This window comes from Claveliimonas monacensis (assembly GCF_014982975.1).
In the GTDB taxonomy this organism is placed as follows: Bacteria; Bacillota; Clostridia; order Lachnospirales; family Lachnospiraceae; genus Claveliimonas; species Claveliimonas monacensis.
This window is the reverse complement of record NZ_JADCKL010000002.1, coordinates 239,193-251,385: the sequence shown is the minus strand read 5'-3', so window position 1 is coordinate 251,385 and position 12,193 is coordinate 239,193. Positions and strand designations below refer to the sequence as shown.

At 53.3% G+C, this 12,193-nt stretch carries 12 protein-coding genes; all 12 read left to right on the top strand.

The window, feature by feature from the left end; genetic code table 11:
* The first annotated feature begins 3 nt into the window (after positions 1-3).
* The gene (locus tag INF30_RS04390) at positions 4-300 is read left to right on the top strand and encodes a RyR domain-containing protein (protein ID WP_076780642.1); all 297 of its coding nucleotides are present in this window, start codon (positions 4-6) and stop codon (positions 298-300) included.
* A gap of 4 nt (positions 301-304) precedes the next feature.
* Positions 305-2,722 carry a protein kinase domain-containing protein gene (locus INF30_RS04385; protein WP_226394353.1) on the top strand — a complete coding sequence of 806 codons (2,418 nt, stop codon included), beginning with the start codon at positions 305-307 and terminating at the stop codon, positions 2,720-2,722.
* Between the two features lie 159 nt (positions 2,723-2,881).
* Complete coding sequence (locus INF30_RS04380) at positions 2,882-3,586, top strand: protein phosphatase 2C domain-containing protein (protein WP_226394352.1); 705 nt, start codon at positions 2,882-2,884, stop codon at positions 3,584-3,586.
* A 27-nt stretch (positions 3,587-3,613) separates the two neighbouring features.
* Positions 3,614-4,279 carry a hypothetical protein gene (locus INF30_RS04375; RefSeq protein ID WP_076780647.1) on the top strand — a complete coding sequence of 222 codons (666 nt, stop codon included), beginning with the start codon at positions 3,614-3,616 and terminating at the stop codon, positions 4,277-4,279.
* 19 nt (positions 4,280-4,298) lie between these two features.
* Entirely contained in the window at positions 4,299-5,414 is a 1,116-nt protein-coding gene (locus INF30_RS04370; RefSeq protein ID WP_226394351.1) for a GTPase domain-containing protein, read from the top strand.
* 15 nt (positions 5,415-5,429) lie between these two features.
* Positions 5,430-6,599: a hypothetical protein gene (locus INF30_RS04365; protein ID WP_226394350.1), complete on the top strand. Its 1,170-nt coding sequence runs from the start codon at positions 5,430-5,432 to the stop codon at positions 6,597-6,599.
* Positions 6,596-7,048: an FHA domain-containing protein gene (locus tag INF30_RS04360; RefSeq protein WP_226394349.1), complete on the top strand. Its 453-nt coding sequence runs from the start codon at positions 6,596-6,598 to the stop codon at positions 7,046-7,048. Before INF30_RS04365 ends, INF30_RS04360 begins: the two co-directional genes overlap by 4 nt.
* Positions 7,045-8,358 (top strand): FtsW/RodA/SpoVE family cell cycle protein, encoded by a 1,314-nt coding sequence (locus INF30_RS04355; RefSeq protein ID WP_226394348.1) that lies wholly within the window; start codon positions 7,045-7,047, stop codon positions 8,356-8,358. Before INF30_RS04360 ends, INF30_RS04355 begins: the two co-directional genes overlap by 4 nt.
* Entirely contained in the window at positions 8,348-9,670 is a 1,323-nt protein-coding gene (locus INF30_RS04350; RefSeq protein ID WP_226394347.1) for a penicillin-binding transpeptidase domain-containing protein, read from the top strand. The genes INF30_RS04355 and INF30_RS04350 overlap by 11 nt, the downstream gene beginning before the upstream one ends.
* Before the next feature lie 97 nt (positions 9,671-9,767).
* Positions 9,768-10,664 (top strand): GTP cyclohydrolase II, encoded by an 897-nt coding sequence (locus INF30_RS04345; RefSeq protein ID WP_076780658.1) that lies wholly within the window; start codon positions 9,768-9,770, stop codon positions 10,662-10,664.
* Between the two features lie 12 nt (positions 10,665-10,676).
* Positions 10,677-11,375 carry a CYTH domain-containing protein gene (locus tag INF30_RS04340; protein ID WP_226394346.1) on the top strand — a complete coding sequence of 233 codons (699 nt, stop codon included), beginning with the start codon at positions 10,677-10,679 and terminating at the stop codon, positions 11,373-11,375.
* Positions 11,363-12,076 (top strand): creatininase family protein, encoded by a 714-nt coding sequence (locus INF30_RS04335; protein ID WP_226394345.1) that lies wholly within the window; start codon positions 11,363-11,365, stop codon positions 12,074-12,076. Before INF30_RS04340 ends, INF30_RS04335 begins: the two co-directional genes overlap by 13 nt.
* The last annotated feature ends 117 nt before the right edge of the window (positions 12,077-12,193 follow it).

Here is a 12,193-nt window from a genome sequence, read left to right as displayed (position 1 = left end):
CATATGTACAGACCGGAACCGATTGATACAAAAGACATACATCTCACAGATGAGCTGAGTGACTTAAGAGAACTCCTGGCAAAGAACACGCATGATATCTGGAGCAAACGGAGGATCGAGGAGGGATGGATATACGGGGAGAGGCGGGATGATGTGAAAAAGACAAATCCTTGTCTTGTGGAGTACGAGAACCTTCCAGAGAGCGAGAAGGAATATGACAGGAGCACATCCGAGGAGACTCTGAAGCTGATCCTGAAGCTTGGATATGAGATACGCAGAAAAAACAGCAGCCGGGAGTAAACAGATGGCAAGAGAGAAACTAAAGAGCGGTCAGCTTCTGGAGCTGTGCGGGAAGGACAAAAATATAAAAGAGACATTTCAGATCCTTGACCTTATCGGAGAGGGAAGCCTATGCCTTGTGTACGATGTGCTGTGCCCCAATGGGATGACCGGGAGGCTGAAGGAATTCTATCCGGCCTCTGAAGGCGTGGAAGAGATGCTTTTTGTAAGGGAAGGTGCGGTCCTGACAAGAAATCCTTCCTGTAGGGAAGGAGAGGCGGAACAAAAGCTGAGGACAAGATTCCTCCGGGGCTATGAGCACATGCGGGACATTCATGTGCGTGATCCGAAGAGCCGCAACGAGATGCCCAATTACGGGGAACTCTATACGGCGGGAGCGTCCATTTACTGGTTCATGTCCTACGACGAGGGGCTCTGCTACAGCAATGTGGGCGAGGAGACTCTGGCGGAGTTATGCGCAGTGGGGCTTGCGGTAGTCAGGGCAGTGGACAGGTATCACAGACTCGGGTATCTGCATCTGGATATCAAGGAGGAAAATATTTTTATTCTTCCGCAGACAAGAGATTATATAAAGTTTATCGATTTTGACAACATTGTCAGCAAAGAGGAGATACGAGGCGGTGCAGTGTACGGATACTCGGAAAAGACGGCGGCACCGGAGGTGCAGCGGGGGAGAAGAGATCTGATCCGCGAGGCGTCTGACTACTATTCTGTAGGCGCCATGATATACAGGAGACTCTGTAGAAAGGAAGTCACAGCTATGGAGAGGGTGTCCATGGCAAGATTTTTCCTGGAGGAGTATCTGGAGGAATACGGCGATGTGAAAGAGGAGCTGGGAGAGCTGCTGGGGCAGTTTTTTAAGAGGACGCTGAGCAATCATCCGGCGCACAGATACAGGTCCGCGTCCGAGATGGAGGAACAGCTCCAGAGGATCATAGAGAGGGCCCTGCCGGTGGAGACAGAGCTGGCGAAAGCGGCGATCCAGAAAAATCTGTTCTGCCTGTTCCACAGATTTCCAATCTACAGATACATGGGCGAAGGCGATACAGTGTCAGTCCTCATAGACGGGGAGGGGGAGATCGCTGACGCCGCCTTTCGGGCCGTGTTCGGATGCTGTGGGCAGATGCTGGATAAGAGGCTGCATATCTATCTCACCTGCGAGAATCCGGAATACAGGAAGAGAGAGAAGAAGAAGGAAATGCCGGCGTTGGAGAAGATGGCTGTTCTGGACAGAAATAACGAGACGGGGAAATACGGACTTTTGTACTCTCCTCTGGCAGAGGTGGATTTTCTGACATGGCGACGGTTTCTTGAGAAAGAAGAGGAGGGACTGGGGGATCCGGTCCGCTACTATCTTCTGGCCGACAGGAACATGGAGAGAAACAGGATGCGAGTAGGAGAGCTGGCCGACAGGCTGGCGTCAGGCAGAGAAGAACAGGTATTTATCGGCTGCTGTGCGGAAAAGAATGAGGAGAGAAGAGAAGGGAATGCTGTGCTGTGCTCCTTCGGGCGGAGCAGGAGTCAGGTGGACGAGGAATTCTATATAAAGCTGATCAAGCAGGCCTTCCTCATTGATCAGGCGTATGAGGGAATACCAAGCGGGAAGGACAGCGCCAGATTCGACAGCTTCTGCAGAAACATTTACCGTTATCAGTCGTCGATAGAAAATGCCATGCACCTGGACTGTAAGCTGTTTTACTGTGGCCTTCACGAGGAGAATGAGGCAAGAGCGGCGGATCTGTTTGAGAAGCGAGTGCTTGACGGAGGGGAGGATACCCCTCTTTATAGAGAACTGCTTTTTCTGGAACACCGCAGATGGATGGCCAGCATGGCGGCCAGAGGCTGGGATGCTTACGACCGTTTTGGTTTGGAGAGGATCAAGTATGGCCGCCAGACCGGGTATAAGGATGCGGGAAGAAAGCGGCATCCCTGTATGGTGGACTGTGAACGCGGGGAGGGCTGTGCCCTCAGGGGAATTCCCGGTGAGCAGTGGAGTAAGGAAATGGAGAAGATACGGAAGGAAGATACAGAACTGGATCATCTGGACCAGGTCTCTGTGTGGCTTCATGCAAGAGCTGGCGTGCTGTGTCAAAATAAGGAGCAGGTCATGCGGCACAGGGTGAGTGAGATAGAAGCCGGCTTTGCCATGCAGGGCGATGAGATGCCGGAGAGCTGGATCAGGGTGAAAAGGCTGCTTGCGCATATCCGGGAAGAGCGCGGGCCATTCTCCGGGGAGTGGAAACAGGTGATGGAGGACGCGCGCAGGGATATAGAGGAGCAGCAGGATGAGGAGATGTGCAGATACTTTGCTGATCTGTACGAGGGTGTGTCCGTGTACCAGGAGTACAGACATTTCCACGACTACAAGGAGACGGACGGAGTACTGATCGCGCATATCCCTGAGATACTGAGGGGTTTTTAGGAAGGAAAAGTAAAAAGCAGAGGCAAAAAATGATGCCGCACGTGAGAAAAAGAACTCACGTGCGGCATTTTTGCTGCCTTTTGAAAAAACGGAGGGGAGTTGGTGCAGGGGTGGGATAAAGTGATGATGTAAAGATCAAACCAGAGAGGAGAGAGAGATTTGAAGAACAGACAGATGCGACAGTATGAGATTTCCTGCTATATCAGCCAGGGAAAGGAGAGGAGAGAATGCAAAGATGTAGAATACACCCTGATCAGCGGGGACAGGCAGGTATTTTCCCTGTCAGACGGAGTGACGAAGAAAAAATACGCTGTGCAGGGGGCGAGGAAGGTCCAGGAGGCGCTGGGTAGCTGCCTGGCGGGGATGCCGGACGAAGAGCTGTGGTCAGATGAGAAAGTAAAGAGAAGGTGCATTGACCTGCTGCGAGATACGATCCGTGATCTGTCAGAGCAGGCGGGAGCAGACAGGGAAGAGTTTGCCTCCACCCTGATGATGCTGGCCGCTCAAAGGGACACCGGGAAGATCAGATGGATACACATAGGAGACGGGCTGATCTTTCAGACGCAGGACGGACAGGTGCAGGTCGTCTCCCATCCCCGGCATGGGATCACGCCAAAGTATACCTTTGCCACCACGAGCCAGAACATGGAGAGACATTTCCGGACAGGAGTCATTGACAGGCCTGAGCGGGTCGGCATGATGACGGATGGAGCCATGGCCCGGTTCTATAGGGAGAGAGAACTTACAGATCTGGCCAGACAGGTGCTGGTCCAGAAGATGGAGAATGTGGAAGAGGTATTGAGGAGACAGGAGGAAAAAGACGATCAGAGTCTGTTTTTGATACAGTATTCTGATCCTGCTTAAAAAGGATTGCAAAGGAGATGAGGACAGATGAAAAAGAGAAAACGGCAGAAAAATAACAGAGTGCTGAGAAAGATTTCACACATCCTGCTGATCGCAGCGTTGTTCCACTACGTGCCTGCGTTTTTGAGGCAGAGCGGCATGCCGTACACGGAGACTGTGTACGGATGGATCGTGACATATATTTATAACGGAGTGCCCGGTATTGTGCTGCGCCCGCTGTGCCAGTGGTTCTGGAGCCTGGAGTGGTATCCTTTCATTTACTTTCTGACAGGGGCGCCTTCCGTACTGCTGTTCATTGCAGTGCGGTTTCAGATCCTCCTGAAGGGGCGGATCTACGAGACAAAAAAGCGGAAAAGACCCTATCGCTCGTTCAGGAGCGGGGGAGGATACAGCGGAGATATCACACCGCTTTTCTGGAAGATCAAAGAGCGTCTGCGGTCCTGTTTCCTGCGGTGCGACAGAGATATGGTGCAGGAGGCGGAACAGATGGCGCTGTGCAGGATCATCTCCGGAAACAGGGAATTCTGTGAGGATATGGCGAAGGTCAGACTGTGGCATATCACAGAACAGATGCAGATCCTGTATGACGGGAAAACCCGACAGATGACGGTGATCATGCCCCAGGAGCAGAGACGGGTTCTGGAAAAAGGGCAGGCCATGGAAACTGGCGGTATTTATATCGCTTACATGTAACAGAGAGGAGTAGAAAACAATGATCAAATATGGAAAAGCAGTGTGTACGAATTGTCTGAGGCCGGTGGATGAGTGGTGGTACTATATTCCGCAGCTCAATCTTATTGTGAAGGCGGTCCGCAATATCCTGGGAGATTATCAGGTGTTTCCGGTCCGTGAGGAGGATAAAAAGACGTATCAGATCCATATTACGGAAAAGCCTGAGAAAATGCGGGGCCTTCCGATGCTGTTTAAGGTGGAGGCGGAACGGGGCCGCGAAAAGTGGGAGTTTACTTTAAGGAGCGGCAAGAGGATCTGCCCGCACTGCCTGGAGCAGGAGAACAGGATCGAATATCTGCCGGCATGGTCGGGTTACTATGACACGTACATCGTAGGTGTCGTGGGGAGACCATCCGCCGGGAAGACGGCATGGAGGCACGCCTGCGTGTACGGGAGAAACCTGTTAAAGTGTCAGTGCCTGGGGGCAGAGCGGGTTGAGACCCAGCCGCTCACCCGGGAGACGGTCACAAATATGGGGGCCAGAGACGGGCTTACCACCGTGCTGGAGATCAAAGGAGAGAGAGGGGATAAGGAGGCCAGGCTGCTCCTGATCGACACGCCGGGGGAGCTGGAGACACAGAGCGGTGACGAGCAGATCACGGACTATGAGTGGCATATGTCAAGAGTGGACCGCTGCGATGGAATCGTGTACATGATCGATGGCAGCAAAGAGACAGAGATCGATGGAGAGTGGCTGTCGAACCTTATGACATACTCAAAGGGGCGGATTCCGGTGGCTGTTACCATGACCAAGTCTGATAAGCTCCGGGACAGATGCAGCAGCAGCCCTCTGATGGTCCGCGGGCGTCCGGTCATAACCGGCGGATACTTCGAGCGGCAGAAGAAACTGGCGGAAGCCGGTTACTATGAGAAGGTGAAGAGAATGATCCTGGACAAGAGCATTATCCGAAGTATCCACCCGGCAGTAGCCAGCGTGATCAGCGAGAACAGAAAAGACGTGGGCTACTTCCTTATCTCCTCGGGAACAACGCGGGAGGACGGAGGAATAGCGCTGAACCTGGAGAAGGCTGAGAATATCTATGATCCTTTAAAATATATCCTTGCCAGACAGGGGTTGTACAGATATGAGTTTTAGGAAGGGGAGAAGGCTATGAAGATCAGAGAGTGCATGTACGGGCAGCAAGGTGATGGAAAGGGATATGGATTTATCTTTTGTGATCCGGAGGTCGATCCTATGCGATACGGGAAATATCTGGACAAAGTGCTGAACACGGATCAGAGGGAGACGAGTATCCGCGGGATGCCGACGGAGGAGGGAGAGTACCTGCTCTCGTTTGTGACATTCCTTCCGGAAGGCAGCAAAAGAGAAGCGCGGGGACAGAGCTTTGTCCATGCCTATATCCTTGATGACGAGGCGGCGGACAAGCTGCTGCGGGAGCCTGGAAAGATCCCCCGTTTGAGGCACTGCGTGACACCGGATGATATGGGAAAGGAAGCGCGCCGTCCCCTGAGGCTGGAGACGGCAGGGAAGGGCGCTCCTGCCGCAGAAAAGAAACTGCCGGAAGAGGTGCAGAAGCAGTATTTTGAGGCTGTTTTTGACAATGTAGGGGAAGGATGGAGATGCCAGGTCCTTCATGTCGTTCCGGGTGGCAGAGAAGAGAGGGAGGGGACAGTCATGGCAGCGCTGAAGCTGTTTCCGCCTAAGATGAGAAAGTATATCTCCTGGAACACAAATGCCAAGACTATGAGGGAGTGCAATAACTACGAACTGAATGCAATGGACCGCGAGACATATGCCGGACTGGAGCAGAGCGGCTACGCGGGGGGAAAGGCGGTCAGGAGAATTGTCCTTGAAGGCGACAAGGTCGTGCGCGGGGCGGAAGATAAGGAACTTGACGCTCTGTGGGAGCGCTACCGGGCGGCTGAGATCAGGAAACAGGCCTGGAGGCGCTGTGACCGGTCAGGAGGGGACAGAAGAAGCGTGCTGGACTGTCTGTCCTGGTATGCAGGGACAAAAAGAGAGATGAAGAGCAGGAACACCAGCGCGCCGGGCGGCAGCCGGGAGACTTCAGTAAGCATGAAGAAGAGGAGAGAAAAAAGGGGGAATATCCTGCTGGCCGGGAAAGTAGCCGGACTGATCGCCTCGCTGTCATGGCTTGCTTTTATGATCCAGATCCAGGAAGTGGGGGCAAGAGAGTACACAGTTCATGTGTCGGGAGATTTTCTCTGCTTTCTCCTGCAGTTTGCAGTCTGCTTCCTGCTGACAGAGATCCTGGAAGATGTGCGCAGAGCGAGGCGCGAGAGGAGGGAGAAAGGATGATTTTAAAGATATTGCTGCTGGCCGGAATGTTCGGATTTTTATTCTGGGCAGCCCGGCAGGAGAGCGACGCAAGAAGAGAAGAATATGTGAGGCGCCATTTCGCGGCCTGTTTCATCCTGCCGGACGGGCGGATCTATCAGGTGGAGGCAGGAGAGATCTTCATCGGGACAGGGAAGAACGCGGACCTGAAGCTGGGGATTCCGGGAGCGGATCGCGGGGAGTACAGAGGGTGCCTTTGGGGTATAAAGCCTCTCCACGTGCAGGTGTGTGCGAGGGAGGACGGATGGTTCTATATCCGCAATCTGACAGATACCCCTGTTCTGACAAAGATCGGACAGACGGAGGAGGTGCTGCTGGAGGGGGATTCTGAGAGGAAGCTTCTGCATGGCATGAACATTAACTTTGGAACATACCAGATCACATTTTACAGGGGGGTGTACCACGAATGAAGAGGATGAGACGAATCGAGTGGGCGGTATATATCCTTACCGCGCTGTACCAGGTAGGGAGCCTTGCCGTGATCCTGGTCGGGACAGGAGGCGAGCTTTCCTATGCCAAATGGACGGAGGTGGAAGGAGTTTTATACTATTCCCCGGAAAAGTATCAGGCGGCAGGGCCTCTTCTTGCCGGCCTGGCCGTGACACTCCTGGCGGAGACGGCGGTCGTCCTCTGGGGCATACATATGAGGTCCGGCCTGGCCGGATGCGCGGCAGTGTTTGGCATGCTCCTCTACCACGGCATGCTCCTGCAGGCCTTCTACAATGGCGGGGAAAACCTGAAGAGACATATTTTCTTTGCGGCGGCGGGATTTTTCTGTATGATCCTCTATTATTTCCTGTGCAGGGTCAGGCTGGACGACAGGAAACTAAGGTGGGTGATCGGCGGCACGGCAGCTCTGATCGCCGTACAGCTTTTCTGTCTTCTGGCAGGAGTAGTGAGCGGGGGCGGCATCAACGGCAGTTACGCCTGGCTTTCCTTTGCCGGCGTGACAGTACAGCCAGGAGAGAGTCTGAAGGTGGCGGTGATCCTCCTGTCAGCGTGCTGTTATAAGATACGGATCAACCGCAGGCTGTCATACATCTATATGGCACTCTGCGGCGGATCAGCGGTTGTGCTTGCCGCTTGCCGGGATCTGGGCAATGCAGCTGTCCTTGTGATCCTCCTTGTCGTCTCCTCCTACTTTCTTTTTGACGACTGGATGGTCAGCGCGGAGATCTTCCTGGCCGCCGCCATAGGGGTAGTGGCTTCGGTGATCTGCGTCCCCTATGTGCGGGCCCGGTTCTTCCAGTGCTTCCATGCGCTGGATAGCGGTACAGGGCAGCACTACCAGCCTGTGATGGCCATTGTCCGGGGCGGGCTGAAGGGAATGGGGGCGGGAGGTGACACAGTCTCTGCCACATGGGTCACATCCTCGTCCACAGACTTTGGGGTAAACGTGCTGACGGCCATTTTCGGGGTGCCGGTGCTGATCCTGCTGGCGGGTCTGCTGATCCTGCTTCTGGTCCAGCTCCTCTGGACTCCGGTCTTGTCGCCCTTTCACTATATGATGGGTCTTCTGTCGGCGGTGGTCCTGTTCGCACAGTATGTCCTTCATATGGGCGGCGGTCTGGACATATTACCGTTTACGGGAATATGCGCAAGCTTTATCAGCCAGGGCGGCTCCAACATGATCAGCTCCTTTCTTCTCTGGGGAGGAGTGCTTGTCAGCTTTAGTCCGGCATTTGAAAAACTGAGAAAGGAGAAAGAATATGATACGTAAAACAAATCAGAAAAAGTGGATCATCCTGGCTGCGGCGATCCTTCTCGAAGCGATCCTTATCACAGGAACGGGGCGGCTTTTTGCCGGCGCAGGAGAGGCGGTGGAAAGCCTCTCCACAGAGGCGTATATGGAGTGGGCCGGCGATATTCCCGGGAGTACCGGAGAGATCGTGGATACCAACGGAGAAGTGTTGTGGAGCCGGGAATTTCGAGGCTATGGGGACACATACAGCCTGGTGGGGGAGCTGAAGGATGTCCCTTATGCAGAGAATACAGCCGCGCTGTTAATGGAGGGCAGCCTGCTGCACCCGGAACAATACCGGGCCGCGGAAGGTGCGGACTCCCTGGAGGGAACAGGGGAGACGGTTGTTCTCACGATAGACAGGGGATTGAATGAAGACATTTATCAGTATATGAAGGACAGGCAGATCCGAAGCGGGAGTGCCCTGTTCATGGAGGCAGGTACGGGAAAGATACGTGCTGCCGTTTCCCTTCCCGGAGCGGTGCCGGATGGAGTGGAAGGGCTCCCGGAGGGGGCCCTTCTCAATAAAAACTTTTTGTCTGTCACGCCCGGCTCCACGATGAAGATCGTGACGACGCTGCTCCTCAATGAACTGGATGAGGATCTGGCGCATGAGAAGGTGAGATGCGACGGGAGGTACGAGAGGCCGGCAGGGGATATCACCTGTATCACGCAGCGGGGCGTACACGACATAGAGAGTGCTATGGGGGTATCCTGCAACATCTACTACGGAGAACAGATCCTGCAGGTTCTGGATCCGCAGGCCGACAAGTCATGGGAGATGCTGGAGAACATGGGATTTTCCAGAGAGCCGGAGGCCAAAGATGTAGACGGCCTGATCTGTCAGGGATCGTCCACAGACTTTGACGGGAGCGGCAGCTTTTCCAGCACATGGTCTCTGATCGGGCAGGGGCAGACGCAGGTCAGCCCCGTGGATATGTGCAGGATCGTCAGCGCGGTAGTCCACGACGGCAGGGCCCCGGAAGCCCACCTGCTTGAAACAGACAAGACCGCATATACACAGATGGTGAGTCAGGAGAATGCGGGGGAAGTCTGCCAGATCTGGCAGAATGCCTACAGGGCATACTATCCGGCAGAGGAGTATCACAGGGATATCACAGTGGCAAAGACAGGAAGTGCAGAGCACCAGGACGGAGTACATAAGCTGCTGGCAGGCTATATAGAGTCTTCCGATATGGTATTTTTTATCGAGGTGGCAGACTATGAGACTTCCATGGTGGATCCGGCAGAGGTGGCAGGCGAGGCTTGCCGGTATCTGGAACAAAAATAAAATTTCTGAAAAGATGTAATTTCTGAAAAAATGAACGGGGGGATGTCGAAGGGCGTTTATCCTTAAATCAGATCAAATAAAAAAAGGAGGAAGCGCTATGAAACATGTATTATACAAAATGGAAAAGAACGAATACCTGGGGAATTGTCTGGCCATCGTTACAAAGCTGGACAAGACCCCGGCAGGGTTTACCCGCCCGGAGCTTCTGACATTTATCAAGACGGACCAGAAGACATACGAGCAGGTGGAGAGCCTGGAAGATATCAGGAGGACAGATCTTTTCGGGAGAATGACACCCTGCCTCAGGTTCGGATCAGAGTGCATGTTTGGAATGTTCGGTGATTCCCACTGCAACTGCGAAGATGAACGGAAGAAAGCGCTGCAGTTTATCGGAGAGAACGGCGGAATATACGTACACATGCCCCAGGAAGCGCAGGGGAACGGCCTGTTCTATAAGGCGGAGGAGCTCCAGCTCCAGGTGCACGGACGTCTTCAAAGTGGAAGATATATCGGAATGAAGACGCAGGCGGAGGCGGCCAGGATCCTGCGGGGGCACGCAGTCATTGACGTGAGGGAGTACGATGTGATCGCCAGCCTGTTCTGCGACCTCGGTCTGGAGAAATATTCCTACCGCGTGATCAGCAGAAATCCCGGCAAGCTGAAGGCGCTTGAAGAAGAAGGGATCGATGTGAAGGGCAGGATCGACCTGACTTCAGAGATGAATATGGAGAATTTGGGAGAGTACCTGACCAAGTGGATCGAGAAGGGCTACTGCTTTGCAGAGGATGAGATGGAGCAGGTGATCGCGCTTCTTGGCAGCAGGGAAAGGATGCCGGAGAGAGCGCTGCGCATGTGTGAAAAGGCCGCCGGGATTTTGGAAACGGCGGAAGGGAAGGCAAGGCTGGAACAGGTCATGCACGCAAAGGAAGAGACGATCAGATGTCTGGAGGCAGAGCTTCTCAGATTTACATGCAGATTACAGAAAGTTTCATAGGAGGAAAAGACGATGAGTGAAAAAATTGAAAGAGAAATGCGGTTTGTATTGACGGACGGAGAATACGAGGCGTTCAAAGAACGCGCAAGATACTGGAAAGACTATATCAGGACAGGGCGCGCAGTGCACGAGCTGACGGTCATGTATGATAATCCCAATCCAGAGTATTCTTTTTACAGCAAAGATGTAGACGGACGCCTGCGCGTCCGTACCGTAAAGCCCGGCACTGCGGACATCTTTCCGGCAGTTACAGAACCCGGCGGAGCGCTTCTTACCTGGAAGCAGAGAATCCCCGAACTGACCGGCGACCAGATCCACAGAGAAAAAGAGATCGAAGCGCAGATCAGCGCGGAAGAGATTGATGCGGTCATACTGCTGCTGGAACAGGTGCTGAAGTGTCCCAGAGTCTCCTCCTATGAGAGAAACCGCGAAACATTCTATATGGGAGGTGTGGAGGTGGCTTCCGATCTGTTTCCCTATGGGCACGTCGTTGAGCTGGAACTGAAGCAGGGAGAGGAGAGAGAGCTGAAGGAGATGGCAGAGGCGCTGGGCCTGAAAGAGGAAAGGACAAGCCGTCTCAGCTGCGACGATATGTACCGAAAACTGTGCGAGTATGAAGGTATCTGCGAGAAAAATGATATTTTGTTCTGCGATGAACAGATGCCTAAGCTCAACACATATCTGGAAGGAGAAGAAGTATGCAGAAGATAGTTTTCCTGCCGTGGGGGAGCCATGAACAGCATGGCCCCCTGATCCCGGCAGACACAGATACAGAAATAGCAGTATATGAGGCGGAGCAGATCTGCAGGGCCATATCGGAGAGACACCCGCAATACAAGGCGGTTTGCCTGCCGGCCCTTCCGTTTGGCATGGCGCAGGAACACAGTGGATTTGCAGACACAGTCAGTATCTCTTATCCCGCAGCCATGCAGTTTCTGGAAGAGATCCTTGCCTCTTATACAGAAAATGAGACACAGCTCAGGCTGATGGTCATTATCAATGGGCATGGCGGAAACCAGGATGCGGCAGCGGTTATATGTCATCATTTAAACATGAAGTATAAAAGGACCAAATTTATGGTACTTCATGTGTTCAGTGAAAGTTCAAGAAGACTGGCGGAAGAACTGTTTGGTGTTTTCAGCGCACATGCGGATTCGGTTGAAACATCTGTCTATGCCAGCATAAATCCGGAAGTCAAAGAGGGAGTATACGATCTGCAGCTTCTGGGGGGGCAAGCGGCGGGACGTCATGCTATGAAGCTGCATCCGGTGAGGGAGATCAGCAGAAATGGGATCGTCTCGAAACGGCAGGATATCATTGTAGACAGAGAAAAAGGGAAAAAGATTTTGGAGCGCAGTATCCGTGACCAGGTGGAGACAGTGGAAGACTATCTGCAGATATTGGCAGAGTAGTTCTTTTCCCTTTGCGTATGGTATAATAAGTTACCGTGAAAAGTAAGATGAGGAGGGGCAGAGCCGTGAAATATGATGTTTTTATCAGCTATCGCCGGTCAGGTGGGGAATTAAATT

Coding starts and splice junctions, on each gene's coding strand:
- INF30_RS04385 (WP_226394353.1), top strand. CDS start 305: ATGGCAAGAGAGAAACTAAAGAGCGGTCAGCTTCTGGAGCTGTGCGGG.
- INF30_RS04390 (WP_076780642.1), top strand. CDS start 4: ATGTACAGACCGGAACCGATTGATACAAAAGACATACATCTCACAGAT.
- INF30_RS04370 (WP_226394351.1), top strand. CDS start 4,299: ATGATCAAATATGGAAAAGCAGTGTGTACGAATTGTCTGAGGCCGGTG.
- INF30_RS04335 (WP_226394345.1), top strand. CDS start 11,363: ATGCAGAAGATAGTTTTCCTGCCGTGGGGGAGCCATGAACAGCATGGC.
- INF30_RS04360 (WP_226394349.1), top strand. CDS start 6,596: ATGATTTTAAAGATATTGCTGCTGGCCGGAATGTTCGGATTTTTATTC.
- INF30_RS04375 (WP_076780647.1), top strand. CDS start 3,614: ATGAAAAAGAGAAAACGGCAGAAAAATAACAGAGTGCTGAGAAAGATT.
- INF30_RS04340 (WP_226394346.1), top strand. CDS start 10,677: ATGAGTGAAAAAATTGAAAGAGAAATGCGGTTTGTATTGACGGACGGA.
- INF30_RS04350 (WP_226394347.1), top strand. CDS start 8,348: ATGATACGTAAAACAAATCAGAAAAAGTGGATCATCCTGGCTGCGGCG.
- INF30_RS04355 (WP_226394348.1), top strand. CDS start 7,045: ATGAAGAGGATGAGACGAATCGAGTGGGCGGTATATATCCTTACCGCG.
- INF30_RS04345 (WP_076780658.1), top strand. CDS start 9,768: ATGAAACATGTATTATACAAAATGGAAAAGAACGAATACCTGGGGAAT.
- INF30_RS04365 (WP_226394350.1), top strand. CDS start 5,430: ATGAAGATCAGAGAGTGCATGTACGGGCAGCAAGGTGATGGAAAGGGA.